The 18169-nt window shown below is 68.8% G+C and carries 16 protein-coding genes and 2 pseudogenes; 11 read left to right on the top strand and 7 right to left on the bottom strand.

Features of this window, described 5'->3' with window-relative positions:
- Window positions 1-28: 28 nt before the first annotated feature.
- The 3 genes from OG878_RS40565 (at window position 29) to OG878_RS40555 (ending at window position 3715) form a co-directional block, all read left to right on the top strand.
- Window positions 29-1129, top strand: a complete 1101-nt coding sequence (locus OG878_RS40565; RefSeq protein WP_328891721.1) for a Gfo/Idh/MocA family protein — start codon at window positions 29-31, stop codon at window positions 1127-1129.
- Window positions 1130-1284: 155 nt separating this feature from the next.
- A complete protein-coding gene (locus OG878_RS40560) occupies window positions 1285-2187 on the top strand; it encodes an NADP-dependent oxidoreductase (RefSeq protein WP_328891720.1) in 903 nt (300 codons plus the stop codon).
- 58 nt (window positions 2188-2245) lie between these two features.
- Window positions 2246-3715 (top strand): MFS transporter, encoded by a 1470-nt coding sequence (locus OG878_RS40555; RefSeq protein ID WP_328891719.1) that lies wholly within the window; start codon window positions 2246-2248, stop codon window positions 3713-3715.
- A 323-nt stretch (window positions 3716-4038) separates the two neighbouring features.
- Here the strand turns inward: OG878_RS40555 and OG878_RS40550 are convergent.
- A pseudogene (locus OG878_RS40550) lies at window positions 4039-4359 on the bottom strand (RidA family protein); the annotation flags it as partial.
- A gap of 276 nt (window positions 4360-4635) precedes the next feature.
- Between OG878_RS40550 and OG878_RS40545 the strand changes: the two are divergent.
- Together OG878_RS40545 and OG878_RS40540 are read left to right on the top strand one after the other, a co-directional pair.
- On the top strand, window positions 4636-6249 hold the full coding sequence (locus tag OG878_RS40545) for a serine/threonine-protein kinase (RefSeq protein WP_328891718.1): 1614 nt from the start codon (window positions 4636-4638) through the stop codon (window positions 6247-6249).
- A complete protein-coding gene (locus OG878_RS40540) occupies window positions 6246-6968 on the top strand; it encodes a hypothetical protein (protein ID WP_328891717.1) in 723 nt (240 codons plus the stop codon). Before OG878_RS40545 ends, OG878_RS40540 begins: the two co-directional genes overlap by 4 nt.
- Window positions 6969-7266: 298 nt before the next feature.
- On the opposite strand, the gene OG878_RS40535 is transcribed toward OG878_RS40540, so the two are convergent.
- Window positions 7267-7668: an NUDIX hydrolase gene (locus OG878_RS40535; RefSeq protein WP_328891716.1), complete on the bottom strand. Its 402-nt coding sequence runs from the start codon at window positions 7666-7668 to the stop codon at window positions 7267-7269.
- 257 nt (window positions 7669-7925) lie between these two features.
- Window positions 7926-9008: an aldo/keto reductase gene (locus tag OG878_RS40530; protein WP_328891715.1), complete on the bottom strand. Its 1083-nt coding sequence runs from the start codon at window positions 9006-9008 to the stop codon at window positions 7926-7928.
- Window positions 9009-9195: 187 nt separating this feature from the next.
- Between OG878_RS40530 and OG878_RS40525 the strand changes: the two genes are divergently transcribed.
- Complete coding sequence (locus tag OG878_RS40525; RefSeq protein WP_328891714.1) at window positions 9196-10092, top strand: AraC family transcriptional regulator; 897 nt, start codon at window positions 9196-9198, stop codon at window positions 10090-10092.
- Between the two features lie 221 nt (window positions 10093-10313).
- Window positions 10314-10532: a hypothetical protein gene (locus tag OG878_RS40520; RefSeq protein WP_328891713.1), complete on the top strand. Its 219-nt coding sequence runs from the start codon at window positions 10314-10316 to the stop codon at window positions 10530-10532.
- A 92-nt stretch (window positions 10533-10624) separates the two neighbouring features.
- Here the strand turns inward: OG878_RS40520 and OG878_RS42550 are convergent, their stop codons facing one another.
- From OG878_RS42550 to OG878_RS40515, 3 genes and pseudogenes are all read right to left on the bottom strand, one after another.
- On the bottom strand, window positions 10625-11101 hold the full coding sequence (locus OG878_RS42550) for an MmyB family transcriptional regulator (RefSeq protein WP_443049307.1): 477 nt from the start codon (window positions 11099-11101) through the stop codon (window positions 10625-10627).
- Window positions 11064-11369: pseudogene (locus OG878_RS42545) on the bottom strand (MmyB family transcriptional regulator); the annotation flags it as partial. The pseudogene OG878_RS42545 and the gene OG878_RS42550, both read right to left, overlap by 38 nt.
- Before the next feature lie 168 nt (window positions 11370-11537).
- The gene (locus tag OG878_RS40515; RefSeq protein ID WP_328891712.1) at window positions 11538-14012 is read right to left on the bottom strand and encodes a SpoIIE family protein phosphatase; all 2475 of its coding nucleotides are present in this window, start codon (window positions 14010-14012) and stop codon (window positions 11538-11540) included.
- Window positions 14013-14123: 111 nt separating this feature from the next.
- Between OG878_RS40515 and OG878_RS40510 the strand changes: the two genes are divergently transcribed.
- The 4 genes from OG878_RS40510 (at window position 14124) to OG878_RS40495 (ending at window position 16213) form a co-directional block, all read left to right on the top strand.
- The gene (locus tag OG878_RS40510; RefSeq protein ID WP_328891711.1) at window positions 14124-14432 is read left to right on the top strand and encodes a hypothetical protein; all 309 of its coding nucleotides are present in this window, start codon (window positions 14124-14126) and stop codon (window positions 14430-14432) included.
- Window positions 14368-15087: a transposase gene (locus OG878_RS40505; RefSeq protein WP_328891710.1), complete on the top strand. Its 720-nt coding sequence runs from the start codon at window positions 14368-14370 to the stop codon at window positions 15085-15087. The genes OG878_RS40510 and OG878_RS40505 overlap by 65 nt, the downstream gene beginning before the upstream one ends.
- Window positions 15088-15093: 6 nt before the next feature.
- Window positions 15094-15282 carry a hypothetical protein gene (locus tag OG878_RS40500; protein ID WP_328891709.1) on the top strand — a complete coding sequence of 63 codons (189 nt, stop codon included), beginning with the start codon at window positions 15094-15096 and terminating at the stop codon, window positions 15280-15282.
- Between the two features lie 448 nt (window positions 15283-15730).
- Window positions 15731-16213 (top strand): cupin domain-containing protein, encoded by a 483-nt coding sequence (locus OG878_RS40495; RefSeq protein WP_328891708.1) that lies wholly within the window; start codon window positions 15731-15733, stop codon window positions 16211-16213.
- A gap of 241 nt (window positions 16214-16454) precedes the next feature.
- Here OG878_RS40495 and OG878_RS40490 read toward each other — a convergent pair whose 3' ends face one another.
- A complete protein-coding gene (locus OG878_RS40490) occupies window positions 16455-17684 on the bottom strand; it encodes an IS110 family transposase (protein ID WP_328891083.1) in 1230 nt (409 codons plus the stop codon).
- Window positions 17685-18169: the final 485 nt, after the last annotated feature.

Below are 18169 nucleotides of genomic sequence, written 5' to 3'. Positions count from 1 at the left end.
CAGGGCCCCTATTCGCAGGAGTGACAACATGAACACCATCGGTGTCGGCATCATCGGCGGCAGCCAGGGAGGCTGGGCCTCCATCAGTCACATCCCCGCCCTCAAGGCACTGCCGGACTTCGAACTGCGCGCCGTCAGCACCTCGCGCCAGGAATCCGCGAACGCTGCCGGGAAGGAGTTCGGGGTCGAGGCCGCTTTCGACAACCACGCGGACCTCCTCGCCCATCCCGGGGTCGACGTCGTCGTGGTCGCGGTCAAGGTCCCCCACCACCGGGAGCTGATCTCGGCGGCGATCGACGCCGGCAAGACGGTCTACGCCGAATGGCCACTCGCCCTGAACCTGGCCGAGGCCACCGAGCTGACCCGGCGCGCCGAGGCTGCGGGGGTTCGCACCGCCATCGGCCTGCAGGGCCGCTACCACCCCGAACTCCGCTTCGCGCGCCGCCTGGTCGAGGACGGCCGGATCGGCCGAGTCCTGGGCACCAGCATGGTGGCCTCCGGCATGGTCTGGGGCGGGGAGACCACCCGGGCCCATGCGTACTGGTACGACCGGACGCAGGGCGCCACTCCGCTGACCGGCGCCGCCCTCCACGCCATCGACGCGCTCAACGTCACGCTCGGCCAGTTCGGCCACCTGTCGGCCGAGCTCGTCCTGGGCCGCACGCAGGTCACCGTGACCGACGACGGCAACACCGTCGTCCCGGTGACCGCCCCGGACCAGATTTCCCTCATCGGCACCCTCGACAGCGGCGCCGCGGCGTCCGTCTTCTACCGCGGCGGCACCTCCCGCGGTGACAACTTCCGCTGGGAGATCAACGGCACCGACGGGGACCTGGTCCTGACCGCCCCATGGGGCAACCTCCAGGTCACTGACCTCACGCTCCAGGCCGGCTTCGGCACGGACACGACCGTCTCCCCCCTCGAGGTGCCCGCCGCGTACTCCGCCGACATCCCCGCAGGCCTCACCGGCCCGGCCAGGAACGTCGCCGCGCTCTACACGCACCTGGGACGGGACTTGCGCGAAGGGACCCACACGGTCCCCGACTTCGCCTACGCCCACACACGCCACCAGCTCCTGAACGCCATCGACCGCTCATCCGCCGAAGGCGCCGCACAGACCCTGGCCTGACCTGCCCGACCCGGCCCGACGCCGGTGAGAACAGCCGTGTGCACCCGGCCACCCCCATGCCCCGAATCTGTAACGAACAGTCAAAATTGTGAGGGATCATGAAGACAGTAGGCGTAACCCGATTCGGGGGGCCGGAAGCCCTGCGGGTCTTGGAAGTGCCCGAGCCCCACGCCGGTCCCGGTCAGGTGCGCGTCCGGGTGCACGCCGCATCGGTGAATCCCGGCGACAGGTATCTGCGCAACGGTTCACTCGGCCTCATCTCCCCTGCACCCCCGTACGTTCCGGGCATGGAAGCCGCCGGAGTGTTGGATGAGATCGGGGCGGGCGCGGTCACCGATCTGCGCATCGGGGACCGGGTGATGGCGATGACCATGCCGACCGAGCCCGGCGGCGGCGCCTATGCGCAGTACCTGACCCTGCCCGCGCAACGGGTGACCCGCGCACCCGAGGGAACCAGCCATGCCGAGGCGGCGACGCTGCCTATGAACGGACTGACCGCCCGGCGGGCACTTGACCTGCTCGGCCTGTCCGCCGGGCAGAGCGTCGCGGTCACCGGTGGTGCGGGAGTGGTCGGCGGACTCGTGATCCAGATGGCCAGGGCCGAGGGGCTCACCGTGGTGGCGGACGCGTTGCCGGCGGACGAGGAGCTTGTGCGTTCGCTGGGGGCCGACCTCGTAGTACTGCGTGGACCCGGCGTGGCCCGTCGCATTCTCGACGCCGTGCCGGAGGGCGTGGACGGACTGGTGGACGCGGCCGTCATCGGCTCCTCGGCGGTGGCCGAGGCCGTCCGCGACGGCGGCGTCATCGTCACGTTCCTCGGCGAGGGCCCCCGCGCTCTTCGCCCCGCCGATCTGCGACGCCGATCCCTGCGCACCTACATGGTGTTCGTTCCGGACTACCTCGACGACCGCGCCCGGCTGGACCGCCTGCGCTCTCAGGCCGAAGCAGGCGAACTCACCATGCGTATCGCCCGGGTCCTGCCGGCGGAACAGGCCGCCGAAGCCCACCGTCTCCTCGAGGCCGGCGGTGTCCGCGGCCGACTCGTTCTGGAGTTCTGACCCTCCCAGCACCAGTACCAGCACCGCATCAACCAACTGCTGAGGAACCTCTTCCTTCATGTCTGCGACATTCGCACATCCGCATCCGCGCCGCTGGGCCGCACTGCTGTTCATATCCATCGCCCAGCTGATGGTCTTCCTGGACAGCGCGGTCATGAACATCGCGCTGCCCTCCGCCCAGGACGCCCTCCACTTCTCCGACGGCGGCCGCCAGTGGGTCATCACCGCCTACGGCCTGGCCTTCGGCGGACTGCTCATCCTCGGCGGGCGCCTGAGCGACCTCCTCGGCCGCAAGCGCACCTTCACCATCGGCTTGGTCGGCTTCGCCCTGGCCTCCGCGCTGGGCGGAGCCGCCACGAACCTGGGCGTTCTCCTGACCGCGCGCGCCGGGCAGGGCGTCTTCGGTGCCCTGCTGGCGCCCTCCGCCCTGGCCCTGATCTCGCTGACCTTCACCAACCCCAAGGAACGCGCCAAGGCCTTCGGCATCTTCGGCGCCATCGCCACCGCCGGCGGCGCCCTCGGCCTGCTGCTCGGCGGGGTGCTCACCCAGTACCTGAACTGGCGCTGGTCGATGCTGGTCAACATCCCGATTGCCGTCATCGGCATCATCGGCGCAATCACTGTGGTCCACGACATCTCCACCGAGGGCAAGCGCACCCGCCTGGACATACCCGGCGCGATCCTCGCGACTTTGGGCCTGGTCGCCCTGGTCTTCGGCTTCGCCGAGGCCGAGAGCCGCGGCTGGGACTCGGTCCTCACCATCACGATGCTCATCGCAAGCGTGATCCTGCTGCTGGCCTTCGTCATCCTGGAGGGCAAGCTCACGTCGCCGCTGCTGCCACTGCACATCCTGACGGAACGCAACCGGGCCGGCGCCTACCTCTCAGTGGGCCTCGCCGTGATCAGCATGTTCGGCATGTTCCTGTTCCTCAGCTACTACCTGCAGCTGGTCAAGGGCTACTCCCCGATCGAAACCGGTGTGGCGTTCCTGCCGCTGGCTGCCGCCCAGGCCTTCGGCTCCATGGTCATCGGCACGCGACTCACCGGCAGGATGCGTCCCGGCCTGCTGATGAGCGGCGGCTACCTCGTCACCGCAGTCGGCGTGCTCCTGCTGGTCCTACTACGGGAAGACAGCCCCTACAGCCTGCTCGCCGTCGCCGAGATCATTACCGGCCTGGGCATCGGCACCGCCTTCATGCCCTCCATGAGCCTGGGCACCCATGGAGTCCAGCCCGAGTACGCCGGCGTAGCCTCCGCGATGGTCGGCGCCTCCCAGCAGGTCGGCGGTTCGGTCGGCACCGCGCTGCTGAACACCATCGCGGCCAGCTCCACCGCCACCTACCTGCTCTCCCACGCACACGGCAAGGCCAACACCAACGCCGCGCTGGTGCACGGATTCTCCACGGCCTACTGGTGGGCGGTCGGCTTCCTCGTCCTGTCCGCCCTGATCTCCCTCCTCGCGGTCAACGCCCCCCACCCCAGCCACCACACCACCGAATCCTCCAAGGCCCCCGAGATGGCGATCTGACCACTGAACCCCTCTGCAAGCCAGGCCTTTGAGCCTCCCCTAGATGATCGATTCCAAGGCTTGGTCGACGCCCGCTGCATGTGTTCGCGCTTCCGGCGCGAGTCGATCACCCGGTGATGGGCCGGCCGATGACCTCTTCCAGTTGGAGATCGCGGAGAACAGCTTTGCCGAGCTTGGCGTCGGTGGCATTCGTCAGCCCGGGGGGTGGGGCACCGGTGCGCTGAGAGCTGGTCGTGTGGGTAGTGCCGCCGTGAGAGGTCGGCCTCGATCAGCTGCCCGGGAAAGCCGAGCTGCGCGATTCCCAGCAGTGTGCTCGCGGTGGTGAACGCGGGCCCGATGGCCGAATGGGTGAGGCGTTGCCAGGCGGCGCCCAGGATCACGGCATCGCGGCTGACCACGTAGATCACTGAACGGACGACCTGATCCGGCTGGGCACCCACCGTACTCAGGGCGGCGAGGGCATTGGCTGCCACTTGGTCGATCTGGGCATCGAGGTCGCCATGACCCACCAGCGCGCCGGAGCGGTCGAGAGGGCACTGCCCGGCCAGGAACGCCGTCCGGCCCGCCTCCACCACCGTGATGTGGTGATAGCCCGGCGTCGGATGAAGCTGATCGGGATTGATTCGAGTGATCTCGGCGGTCATGCGGGCGAGTCTGGTGATTCGGCCGACGCAGTGCACTGGGCTTTCGTCCGGCCCTCAAACCAGGCACGTACTGTCCGCGAAGCCATACAAGTGGACCTACGACGGCACCCCGCTCAAGGCCGCCTGATCATTCCAACGCCCCTCCACGAACATACGCGGAGCAGCACCAGGGGTGTCCTACCGCAACCGTGATGCCCGAAAATGTGTCTCTCATCCCGTGCTCGATGCTCCGGGGCGGGTGAGGTTCCGGGGCACGGCGGCCTTGGGGGGACGGACATGAGCACTTGGGCGGTGCCGGGATACACCGAGTTGCTGGAACTCGGTTCGGGGGCGAGCGGACAGGTCGTGCTCGCCGTTCATGTGGAGACCGGGGTTCCGGTCGCGGTGAAGTACCTCAGCGACTCCTTGCGCACCCAGCCGGGCTTCGTGCAGGGGTTCCGCTCGGAGGCGCGGCTGCTGGGCGGGCTGGGGAGTCCGTACGTCGTCGGTCTGTATGAGTACGTCGAGAGCCCCGACGGGGCCGCGATTGTGATGGAGCTGGTCGACGGCATCTCGCTGCGCACCTTGCTGATGAGGCAGGGCCCGCTGGTGCCGGAGGCGGCGCTCACCGTCCTCAAGGGCTCGCTGCTGGGGCTGGCCGACGCGCACCGGGTCGGTGTCGTCCACCGCGACTACAAGCCGGAGAACGTTCTGGTCGGCACGGACGGGTCCTCCCGCCTCGTCGACTTCGGCATCGCGGTGGACTCCGGCGTCAGCGCCGGCATCGCCGGGACACCGGCCTATATGGCGCCGGAACAATGGACCGGTGCGCCCGCCTCGCCCGCCGCCGATGTGTACGCGGCCACGGCCACCTTCTTCGAGTGCCTGACCCGCCGTAAGCCGTACCAGGGCGAGAACTTCGCCGAGCTGGCGCTACGGCACCTGGACGCGCCGATTCCGGTGGAGCAGGTGCCGGAGGCGGTACGGGGTCTGGTGGCTCGGGGCCTGGCGAAGAACCCGGCGGAGCGGCCCACACACGCCGAGGAGTTCGTGCAGGAGCTGGAGGTGGTGGCGGGGGCGGCGTACGGATCCGACTGGGAGGAGCGCGGCCGCGAGGCGCTCGCCGTGCTGGTTGCACTGCTGCCCCTGCTGTTGCCGTCGGGGCGTACGTCCCCGGCCTCCACGACGGACTTCGCCCTGACGGTGCTGCGTCAGCCCTCCGCGGGAGGTCGGCTGCGGCCGTGGCTGCCGGGCCGGACGGGACTGGTGCTGTCGGCGGCCCTGGTGCTGCTGGGAGTACTTCTGGCCGCCTACGGTGTCCAGTCGGCCCCTGCCGCTTCCCCGCGCGAGGCGGCGCGGGCGCTGGCGACGAGCAGCGTGGGACCCGGGGCCGACCACGTCGCGGAGTTGAGCGAGACGCCCACGCCTGCCACCACGACCGCCCCGACGGCCCTCGAGTCACCCACCCATCCGGCCACGTCGTCGACCTCGCCTCCGCCGGTCGATCCGCCGCCCCCGGTGACCACGACCCCGACTACCCCCGACGTCGATCCGCCGCCCCCGCCCCCGCCCCCGCCGCTCGTCGAACTCGGGGAGCCGGACCTCCAGCAGACCAGCCCCACGACCGCCACGGCGACGTTCAGGATCCAGACGGACGGCGCCGGGCCGCTGACCCTCACCGTCGCCTGGTTCACCAGCGGCGAGCCCGGCGGGCCGTTCACGCCCGACGGCCCGCCGGAGACCTTCAAGCGCAGCGCAGCGAGCAGGGGCAGCAACTACTTCACCGTCACCGTCGAGCACGCCTTCCAGACGGATGCCTGCTATTGGACCGTGCAGGCGACCACCGACCCGGCGTCCCCCGGCGGCGTCAGGACCGCGCAGGTGGAGCTGAGGCGGTGTGTGGTGCGATGACCACCCCCGAAGACCAGGTTCCCGAGGAGCCCACCCGCAGACTCGGCCCCACCGAGGCCGAGTACAGCGCGACGGTGCTGGCCGGCCACTGGTTCACGGGCCCGGAACAGGAGGGGGCCAGGGCGACGGTGCCGGAGCAGGGGGAGCCCTCCGTGACGGTGCCGGTCGGGGGGTTCACAGGCCCGCGGCGGCAGGTGTCCCCCGCGACGGTGCCGGACCGCGTGGAGGGCACCGTCCTGCGCTTCGGCCCCGGTGTCACGGCGGCGACGGCCCACCCTATCCACAGCACGCTGCCCGTCACGCCCCCACCGCCCCCGCCCGTCCCACACAGCGGCCTGCGCCGCTACGCGCTCCCGGCGCTGGTCTTCCTCTGCGTCCTCGCCTTCCTGGCGTGGCAGCGGCTCGGCCCCTCGGTGGAGGTACGCGACGTGTCGGTCACCGCCCGCCCGGCAGAGCTGGGCTGCGGCGAGACGGCGCAGATCCTTGCCCAGGTCACGACGAACGGCCGCCCGGGCACGTTCACCTACCGCTGGTTCCGCAGCGACGGCACGTCCTCGGACGTCCTGCGCGAACGCCTGCCCCGCGGCCGACGTCACGCCACCCTCAGCCTCCGCTGGACCTTCGAGGGCAAGGGCCACCACGCCGGCCGAGCGGAACTCCGCCTCCTCACGCCGTCGGTGCACACGGCGGTCACGAGGCTGACCTACGACTGCCGATGACCTCGCGGTGGCCTGTTCGGCCGAAGTGGCCACCGCAGCGGGCACGTTCCGCGCCGATGCCCTGGTGAAGAAGGTGCCGAAGCGGGCCCCAGCCGCCGGCTCCTGAAACTGGGGCGGCCCGCACGACGGCGATGATGCACCGGCACCACGCCGGCACGGAGAGCGGGTTCCACGAACGGACAGACCGGCCCGGAACGCCAACCGCTCGTGCGGGCGGCTGATGTAGTCCTCAAACCACTGCCGGATTACCGCATCCTGCTGCGGCGTGGGGTCGCTGAAGCGCACCTGGACGCTCATGTCACCGGCCCAGCCCGGCAAGGCGGGCACGCATGAGCGCGGCGAGGGTGAAGACGTCGGTGATCTCACCGGCCCTGGCCATCGCCTCGGCCCGGGCGAAGGACACGGTGCGGGCCTGCCGGATTCCCTTGCCGTACGGCACGTCGCCGACCTCATCGATGCGCGCCGCATACAGCAGCACCGCGTCTGCCAGGAGCCCGGTGTCGGGGTGGACCTTACCCAGCGGGATCAGCTCCCGGGCGCTGGCGCCGATTTTCTCCTGCAGCGTCCTGGCCGAGTTGTCCGTGGAGATCAGGCCAGGAATGCCCCCGCCGCGGGGGATCTCCCAGTGCCAGGCCCGGGTGGCGTGCCGGTAGTGCTCGATGAGCACCACCTCGCCGCCCAGCAGCGGCAGCACCGCCACGCCGGCACTTCGAAGGTGGTACGCACAACGGTGGTCTTGATGCCGCGGTCAGGGTGGGCCTGCGTGAGCGCGGCGGAGATTGGGCGAGCAGCCAGGCGAGGACGACCCGGGCGACGGTGATCTCCTTGGCGGCGGCGAGCTCCTTCGGCTGCCCCGCCAGTGATGAGCGCCGACGTGCCTGTAAACCCTGCTCTGCTGTGCCCGCGAGGCTGCCTCGGCGGGCGTTCCGCCACCTTGTCGGTCCGGCAGTTGGCGTGTCAGTAGCGGGTGGGGTTGGTCTGAAGCAGGGGGGAGACGATGGTCTGCTGGTCGTCGACGGTCGCGCCGGCGAAGGCGAGCATCGCGGCGAGGGTCCTGTTGTTCTCGGCGGGGAAGTTGAGGGTGGGAGCGGAGACCTCGTCGAGGGTTTCGCGCTGGGCGTCGGTGAGGGTGACGGCGAAGGCGTCGAGGTTGGTCTCCAGCTGTGCCAGCCGTCGGGCGCCCACCAGGGTCGAGGTGATGCCGGGGCGCTTGTTCACCCAGTTCAGGGCGACTGCGGCTGGGCTGGCACCGGCCTCGGCGGCGATTTCGTTGAGCGCGTCGATGACGATGTAGTCGCTCTGGCTCGGAGCGCCGACCAGGGCCGAGCGCGCGGTGTCGACCGGCCCGGTGCGGCCGCTGGAGTACTTGCCGGACAGGAAGCCGCTCTTGAGCGGGCTCCACGGCAGTACACCCATGCCCTTGGCTTGGGCCAGCGGAATCAGCTCTCCCTCCGAGGAGCGCTCCAGCAGGGAGTACTCCAGCTGAAGCCCGACGATGGGCGCCCAGCCCCGGAACTCCGCGAGGGTGGCCGCCTCGGCGGTCCTCCATGCCGGCACGTCGGAGAAACCGATGTAGCGGACCTTGCCGCTGGCCACCAGGTCGTCCAGGGCCCGCATGGTCTCCTCGATCGGTGTCGCGGGATCGAAGTTGTGCAGCCAGTAGATGTCGACGTAGTCCGTCTGCAGGCGCCGCAGCGAGTTCTCAAGCTGCTGCATGATCCCCTTGCGGCCGGCCCCGCCGCCGTTGGGGTCCTTCTCGTAGAGGTTCCCGAAGAACTTCGTGCCGATCACGACACGGTCGCGCAGCGAGCCTTTGCCGGCGAAGTAGTCGCCGATGATCTTCTCGGAGTGCCCGTTGGTGTAGATGTTGGCCGTGTCGATGGAGTTGCCACCGCGCTCCAGGTAGGCCGAGAGGATGTCCTTCGACTCCGCCGGGCTGGTTCCCCAGCCATGATCCTCACCGAAGGTCATGGTCCCGAGGGTGAACGGACTGATCCTTAGCCCCGAGCGGCCGAGCGTGACGTACGAATCAAGCGACATGGTGCAACTCCGATGTGAGTCGGGTGAAAGGAATCGGGGGGCGGGTAAGGCATTGCTGCCGGGTACCTCCATCCGACCACCGACCTCGTCGCAGCCCTAGGCCAATGCGCTCAAATGAATGCACGATCCGCTCAAGTTGGCCCGGATGGTATTCCGTCCTGTGCGGGCGCGTGGTTAGGGTGAGGCGGTGGAAAAGCTCGACGAACTACGCGCACAGATCGTCCGGCTCGCGCGGCGGAACGCTCCGCCGGAATGGATCGACGGAGTGCAGGTGTTCGCCACCGATCAGGTGACAGAACCGCTCGGCACGGTCACCGAGCCGTGCCTGGCCCTGGTCGCCCAGGGGGAGAAACGATCCGCCCTCGAGGAGCGGATCTTCGACTACCGTGCTGGCCAGTACCTGGTGGTCACCCTCGATCTGCCCCTGACCTCACAGATCACGCACGCCGACACGGCCGAGCCGTTCCTCGCCTTCGGGCTTCCGCTCAATCCCGCGGTGATCGCACAGCTCCTGCTCGACGCCGGCACCGCTACCGGCACGGGGAAAAAGGACACAGGCGTGGCCATCGCCACGAGCGACGCCGACGACGATCTGATCGACGCAGCCGTCCGACGTCTGCGCCTCGTGGGCAACCCCGTCGACCAACGCATCCTCGCACCGGCGATCGAGCGTGAGATCCACTGGCGCCTCCTCACCGGCCCCCAGGCGGCCACCGTCAGGCAGATCGGACTCGCCGACAGCAGGCTCTCCCTTGTCGCCCGCGCCATTCACTGGCTCCAGGCCCGCTACGCCGAAGTCATTCGGGTCGACGACCTCGCCGCCGAGGTAGGGCTGAGCGTTTCCTCACTCAACCGGCACTTCCGAGCCGTTACAGCCATGAGCCCGATGCAGTACCAAAAGCAGCTCCGCCTCCAAAAGGCCCGCATCCAGCTCATCGCCAACCCCCACGACATCGCCGCGATCGGGCACGCCGTCGGTTACGACAGTCCGTCTCAATTCAGCCGCGAATATAGACGCATGTTCGGCGCACCACCGGGCCAGGACGCGGCCAGACTCCAGACCGCGGTGCTGCCCGCGGGGTAAACGCAAACACCGCACGGGTGCGTCCTTGGACGGCGCACGCGAGCACATGCCCCTGCTCGGGGCGGGAACTGTACGGGCAGGGCGTGTGCGCCGCCGCGAGAGCACATCTGCGGGAACGGACGCAGCGGCTGGTTCCTGGCCGCCCTGAGAGCACGGAGCCTCCCCGGTGTGCTCCAGCGCCAGCTCCACGACCCTGCCGATCGGCACCTGTGATCCAGGAGATGTACCAGGCAGGGTTGCCGAGCAAGCCGATCGCGGAAATCCTGCCGTACCTCGCGACCGGCATGGTGACGCCGCCGCTGCTGGAGCGGCTCGCGGCGGAAAGAGACCGCATCGACCGGCAGATCAGCGCTCTGGTCACGACCCGCGACAGGCTCGGTACCGGCATCGCCGAGGCCGCTGCGAACGCGGCCGCGGGTGCGCGGTGCCGCCTTGCCTGAGCGGCGTTTTTTCCGCGCGGGCCCGCTCGTACATCGGCCCGCCTCGCTGCCTCTCCGCCCGGCCGCCGTCGCGCCATCCTCGTGCCGTGCCCTCAGCTCCCGCCTATGCGGCCAAGGCAGACAACAACGGGCCGTGAGTACGTACGGCGGCAGGTCCCCCCAGCCGAGGTCGCCTCAGCGAGACGCATGATCGGCCGGACAGGCACTAATCGATCCCAGCCTCGCCTTTCAGGCTTTCCCCGTCGCCCCACGGCCGGGCGGGCCAGGCGCACCCCCAAGCCTTCCTCGCGCTGGATGTGCGTGGTGTCAGCGGTCCAGCTGGCAAGCAAGCGCAGGGCGTTTTCCGACGGTGATCCGGGTTCGACGGTGTACAGGCCCAGCGTCTGGTCGGGGTCGCCCATGGGCTTGAAGGCCTCGAAGCCAAGGGTGAGGTCCCCGACGAGTGGGTGGTGGGAGCGCTTGGAGCCGTACTTGGGCTGGTACACGTCGTGGTCCGCCCACCCACCGGCGGAAGTCCCGGTCGTCGACGGACTGGGCCAGCCGGGGATCGCGCGGATGGTGGCTGGCATACAGGTGCAGCATGCCCACGTTTTCGCGGGCGGTCTCGGGCCAGTCGACGTAGAGATCCCGGGCGGCGGCGTCGACGAACATGTAGCGGGCCATGTTCCACCTGCCCAACAACGCCCCCGGGTGAGCTTCAGCGCGAGGACGCGGTCGAGGAGGGCGAAGGTTTCGATGTGTTGCTGGTTGTAGAGGTAGGGGCTCAGGTCCGAGTCGCGCTGTCCAACACGGGGGTCCAGTTCGGTCAGGCCGCTTCGAACCTTCAGTCCTGAGCATTGCTCGATTCGAACCTGCGCACACGGCTCCGGGGTGAACGCGTAGATCACCACTCGCAGCCCTCTGACCTGTGGCGGAGTCCGTCAGAGGACGTCAGCGGCGCAGAGTGTGTCGGAGGCGTGTTGGACGCCCCTGCGAAGCCCGCTTCGCGAGGTCTGTGGGTTCGCCTCAGATGCGCGCCGATCGGGGGCCGGCTGTACGGGGGAGGTCTTGTTCAGCCCAGACGACCTTGCCGCCCGGTATCGAGCGGGAGCCCCACCTGCGGGACAGGTTGGTGATGAGGAAGAGCCCGCGCCCGTTCTCGTCCGTGGTGCGTGCGCGACGCAGACGCGGGATGCAGGGTCCGGTGTCGGACACTTCGCAGGTCAGGACCTGGTGCCGGACGAGCCGCAGCCCGACCTGTCCGGTGCCGTGGCGGATGGCGTTGGTGACGAGTTCGCTGACGATCAGTTTCGTGGAGTCCTCAAGACCTTCCAGGCCCCATTCCGTCAGCTGACGTGCCGCCAGGTTGCGGGCGTTGCGGACTGCCGCCTGTTCACCGGGCAGTGTCCAGGAGGCCACCCGGCTCGGGCTGAGAGGACGGGTCCGGACGAGGAGGAGTGTGACGTCGTCGCACGGAGCCTGGTCGGGAAGGGTCTGCATTGCGGTGTCGCAGAGGGCATCGAGGGATCGGCCCGGCTGCGCGAGGGCGGCGCCCAGCCGGTGCATCCCCTCTTCGATGTCGTGGTCGCGGGTCTCGATCAGGCCGTCGGTGTACAGGGCGAGGATGCTTCCCTCGGCCAGTTCGAGTTCCACGGACTCGAGGGGGTCCCCCAGGCCGACACCCAGGGGGGCTCCGGTGGGGAGGTCGGGGTACGAGACCCGCCCCTGGGGGTCGATGATCGCGGGCGGGGGATGCCCGGCTGATGCCATGGTGCAGCGGCGGATGGTGGGGTCGTAGACGGCGTACAGGCAGGTGGCGCCCACCACGGGGGTCGGGTCCGGGGAATCGCAGTCTTCCTCGCCCAGTCGTTGGACCGTGTCGTCGAGTTGGGCCAGCAGTTCGTCCGGGGGTAGTTCCATGTTGGCGAGGGTGTGCACGGCGGTACGGAGCCTGCCCATGGTCACGGCGGCGTGGAGGCCGTGCCCGAGCACGTCGCCGACGACGAGCGCCACGCGTGCGCCGGACAGCGGGATCGCGTCGAACCAGTCGCCGCCGACACCGTGGTCCACGTCTGCGGGCAGGTAGCGCGACGCCACCTCGACCGCCGTGCCACCCGTCAAATGGCGGGGCAGTAGATTGCGTTGCAGCGTGAGGGCGGCGGTGTGTTGGCGAGCGTACTGACGGGCGTTGTCCAATGCCTGCCCGGTGCGGCCGACGAGCTCTTCGGCCAGGAGCAGATCGGCCTCATGGAACGGCACGGGATCCGTTGTGCGGACGAACAGTGCCATGCCCAGCAGGGCGCGCCGTGCACGGATGGGCACGATCATGATCGAGTGCATGCCGTTTTCGCGGACCCTGTGCGCCAGTTCCGGCACCTTGTCGACCCATGTGCCTGAAGTGGTGTCCAGGACCGCCTCCAGGCGGGACTTCCCGGCACGCAACACGGCGGTAAAGGGTGAGGCGGGAGGTACGTTGACCGGCTCGCCGCGCATCCATGGGGATTCCGGCATACCTTGGTGGTTCGAGGCCAGACCTGCCCGCCGGAAAGCGGGGAGGCGGTTGCCCGTCGTGCTGATGCCGACCGGGGGCCCCTCGCCGAACGGTATCGACTGCTCCAGGTCCACGGCGACGTAGTCGGCGAGCAGAGGCACGGCAAGGTCAGCCAGTTCCTGGCTGACCTGCATCACATCCAGGGTGCTGCCCAGACGCGCACTGGCCTGGCTGAGGGCGGCGAGGCGCTCGCGTGCCTGCCAGCTCGCGGTAACGTCGGCGCTGATGGTGCACACCCCCAGCGATTCGCCGTCGGCGCCCTGGAGGCACTGGAACGAAGCCGCGAACTGGTGCTGCGGGCCCTGGCTCGTCGGCTGCCACGTCCGGTACTCGTGGATCTTGGTCGTACCGTTTTGGAGGGCCTGCCGCATCACCGCCTCGAGTGCCTCGGCATTGGCACCGGGCAGTACCTCGGTGAATCGACGTCCGAGGCGCCGGTCATGGGGAAGGCCGTCGTGGCTCTCAGCAACGTCGTTTACGTAGGTGGACCGCAGTTGCCGGTCACGAATGCCGACACCGATCGGCGCGCGGGCGAGCAGTGGCCCCCGCACCGATCTGTCTGTCGCGTCCCCGGACTGCGGGACGGTGTCGGTCACGGACGCGAGCCATCGCGTTGTTCCGTCCTGACCGTGCAACATCGTGATCCGCAGGCTGACGTCGAGCACACGGCCGTCCCGGTGGCGCACCGCCGTCGCCCCCGACCAGCCGTTTTCGGCGCGGCACTGCTCGACGAACGCCGATGGCGTCGTCGTTTCGCCGAAGGATGGCAGCACGAGTGCGGCGGACCGGCCCACGACCTCCCCGGCGGAGTATCCGATGAGCTGTTCGGCCGTGTGTGTCCATGCGGCGATCATTCCCTGCTCGTCGAGCAGGGCGATTGCCGTGTCGAATATTTCAGACGCGTTCAACTGCTTACCGAGTGTCACCGCGTCGAGGCTGGTCGTGGTCATCGAGTGCCGTCCTCGGGAGTCCGGGAAAGCCGACGGTATAGGGCTGGAATGATGTGACCCTTTTGCATGGAATGACCGGATAAAGACCAGCTTTGTGACGGCGCTGCAGCGGTGACTGATACTGCTCCCGTCATTCAGGTCGTCGTCGGGCTGCGAGCCGGGCGGAGTGCCAAGCTGCCTGCCGACCCGACCGTCTCCCGGCTCATCGACAAGCCCGCCGCGGCCGGGCCGAAGGCTCTGACCGTGATCCAGTCAGCGCGGGCCGACGTACGGGAGCGAGTATGGAGGTTGGCTGGCGCCTCGTCTCCGGACGCCGCAGGTCAAGTGGTCGTGGACCTGGACGGGGTACTGGTGCTTGCGCACTCCGAAAAGCAGGACGCGGCGGCGACCTGGAAGAAGACCTACGGCATCATCCACTGATGGGTTTTGTCGACCACGGCAGTGGCGGCACCGGGGAGCCGGTGCCGCCCTGCTGCGGCCCGGAACGCGGGGTCCAACACCGCAGCGGACCACATCACCACCACCCAACTTGCCCTGCCTCCCCGAGAGATATCGGCGGGGGCGGAACACGCTGATTCGCACCGACTCCGCGGACGCCACCCATGAGTTCCTCGCCTGGCTCTCCAAATGGGGGAGGTGGCTGTCGTACTCGGTCGGGATGACCATCACCGAGCAAATTCACCAGGCGGTGTTGAGGGTCCCGGACTCTGCGTGGAGTCCGGCGATCGAGCCGGGTGGAGAGATCCGCGAGGGTTCCTGGACCGCCGGACTCGATGGCGACGTACTCAAGGGCCGGCCGGGCGGGATCCGTCTGGTCGTCCGCAAGGAACGGCCCCACCCCGGAGCCCAGTTGCGCTTCACCGACGCCGACGGACTGCGCCTGACCTGCTTCGCCACCAACACCGCTAGCGGGAAGATCGCGGACCTGGAACTACGGCACTGCCGACGTGCCCGGGCCGAGGACCGTACTCGGGCCGCCCGTGCCACCGGCCTGCGGAACCTGCCCCTGCACGAGGCCTCTCAGAACCGGATCTGGCTGGAGATCGTCCAGCCCGCCCTCGATCTGCTGGCCTGACTACCGATGCTCGCGCTGGCTGGAAAGCCCCGGCTCTGGGAGCCTCGCCGTCTGCGGTTGCGACTGTTCTCCGCCGTCGTCCAGCTCGTCACCACCGCCCGCCGACGACACCTCAGATTCGCCCGGCACTGGTCATGGACCGACGCGATCACAGCGGCAATCCAGCGCCCCGACGCTCTCCCCAACCCCGGCTGACCAGCAACAACCCGCCCCGACGAGCAGAAACACCAGCGACCGGACCCGTGGAAACCGGCGCCCACCCGACGCGACAGCCGGGTTGTCGGCTTGCCATCACGATCTCGAAGAGCCGCGGCGAGAGTGTCCTCCGTGAGAGCGTGCAGGGGCACACTGTCAGGTGCGGTCATCGTGCTGATCTCTCCTATCAAAGACTTAGTCGTCTTGAAGGATCAGCCGGTGGCCGTTCATCTATGCGGGCGTCATCCCCGAAGCCGGAACAGACCCCCGGACCGGGTCGAACCCGTACTACCACTTCCAAGGACGCAACCGCGCGCAGAGATCCTGGAACTGCGGTGATGCGATGTGTCACACGCGATGGTCGTACCCGGTCTACCGTGTGAGTGGTGGCCTGCACACGCCCCCCTCAATGCATCGTTGCATCAAGCATACGTAGGGAATGGTATACATGTCGTACCCGAAGCAGGTGTATTTCGGAAATGGCGGCGAGATCAGCGCGAATTTCCGGCCGGAGAGCACCGGACCCAATCTCGGCGAGGCCGGCAAGGACGCCATCCATTATCTGGCGACCACGGCCACCACACGAGGCGAGTTCGGACTCTACCGAGTCGAGATGAGTCCGAAGGCAGGCGGCCCCAAGACGCATTTCCATCGGTCCATCTCGGAGTCGTTCTTCATCCTCGACGGAACCGTTCGCCTTTTCAACGGCGAGGAATGGGTCGACGCGCAGAAGGGCGACTTCTTGCACGTGCCGCAGGGTGGACTTCACGCCTACCGCAACGACTCCGACGCGCCGGCTCAAATGCTGCTGCTCTTCGCGCCGGGCGCACCGCGTGAGAAGTACTTCGAGGGACTGTCGCAGCTGGCCCATGCCACGGATGAGGAGCGAGCCAGGTTCCTCGACGAGCACGACTCGTACTTCGTGGAGTAGCCCGACCCTCCGGGTGCCACCCCGGCCCGGTCCCACCTGGCGGCTCCTCGTGAGACCGCCAGGTGGAAGAGCACCGAGCGGCTCACCGGGCGGCCGGTCACCGCCGGGGCCTGGCGTTCGCGACCGCGCGGCGTGCGGTGGCCAAGTGCCGAAAATTAGGTATGAGTTGGTCTGCCCCCCCTTCAGCACACTGAGGCATGGGCGGACTGTACGTGGTCAGACATCCCATGCCGTTTTGGTGTCAAGTGGTGGCCGAGAGGGTCGCGTGGTGTGACCACCCGGTGGACTCGTCGTAGGGGGTGCGTGTCTTGAGGCATCCGTGGAGGATGCCGACGAGGCGGTTGCCGAGCTGACGCAGGGCGGGGTTGTAGCCCGCGTCGCGGGCGCGCTGTTTGTCGTAGTAGCGCCGGGCTCCGGGCGAGGTGTTCAGCGCCGAGAACGCCTGCCGGTGCAGGGCGTCAGCGAGGCGGTTGTTGCGTGCGTAGCGGGCCTGAACGGCGTGTGTTCGGCCGGAGGCACGGGTGATCGGGCTGGTGCCGGCGTAGTTCTTGCGGGCCTTCGCGGAGGCATAGCGGGTGGGGTCGTCCCCGAACTCGGCCAGCACCCGGGCGCCGGTGATCGCGCCGATGCCGGGCATCGACAGGTAGATCTCAGCGTCCGGGTGCTCACGAAAATGCGCGCTCACCTGCTCTTCCATCATGGCTATCTGCTCGTTCAGGGCGATCAGGAGCCTGGCGTGCGCGGTCGCGGCGGCGCCGTAGGCGGCCGCGACCGGGGTGGCGACGCCGAGCTGGGGCTCGCGGAGTGCGGCCTGGATCGCGCCGGCCTTCTGGTCGCGGTGGTGGCGTCGGTGCCGGGCCAGGACCGCGGTGATCTGCGGCTTCGTGAGCTTCGCCGCCTGCTCCGGGGTGGGCGCCTTGACCAGCAGTTCCAGGGCATCGGTGCTGGTCAGCTCCAGGGACGCGTAGGCAGTCAGCGCGCCCGGGAAGTACTCGCGCAGTGTGTTGCGCAGCCGCTGGAAGGTGCGGGTGCGTTCCCAGATCAGGGTCTGGTGGGCGCGGGCGACCACGCGGACGGCCTGGGCTTGGTCGCTGTCGCCTGCGACGGGTCGCAGCTGGGGGCCGTCGATGCGGACCATATCGGCGAGCGCGTGTGCGTCGCCCTTGTCGCTCTTGGCCCCGGAGGTGCCGTACCGTTCCTTGAACCGCGCGGCCTGGCGCGGGTTGATCGCGTAGACGCGGTAGCCGGCTGCGATCAGCGCCTGCACCCAAGGGCCGCGGTCGGTCTCGATCCCGACCGCTACCTTCTCGGACTCCAGGTCCTCGCCGCCGTGCCGGGCTATAAGCGTGTGCAGCTTGGCGATGCCCTCCACACCCTCGGGCAGCTGGGCTGAGGCCAGTTTCCGGCCTGTCTCGTCCTGCAGCTCGACATCGTGGTGGTCCTCGGCCCAGTCATCGCCTATGAACAGCAACAACACTCAACTCCTTGCCCTCGTCCGGTACTTGCCTGCAGCCGACGGAAGGCACGGCTCGCGCCCTAATGGATCCAGTGCTCACGCCCAACCGCCCGGCGGGCACGCCATCCCATCAGCAGTCAGGCCTCCCGGCCGACCAGCAGGGGCACGGTCTGACCACAGAGCTCGAATGGCTCCGGCATGGAGAGTGCTCACCTGCTGGCGGCTACGGACCGTAGTCTCTCTCACGGCCCGATGAATCCCATTAGGCATGAGCCGACCTGGCGCGAGGAGCCGGAGCCGGACGACGAGTACGACAATGGCACGGACGAGAAGACCCTGTATGCCCTCTTCGGGCTACTAGGCCGACGGCATGGCACGGAGCGCTGCGCGCCGAGCTCCCGGCTGGTGTCGCCTGCCTGCACCTGCCGACGCAGTCCAGCCGACCTCCCGTCTGGTACTCGTTGAAGCCAGTCACCAGCACGGCTGCGATCACCCTGGGC

It is taken from the genome of Streptomyces sp. NBC_00316 (assembly GCF_036158715.1).
Classification (GTDB): domain Bacteria; phylum Actinomycetota; class Actinomycetes; order Streptomycetales; family Streptomycetaceae; genus Streptomyces.
The sequence above is the reverse complement of the archived record's forward strand: the minus strand, read 5'-3'. Positions and strand labels throughout refer to the sequence as shown.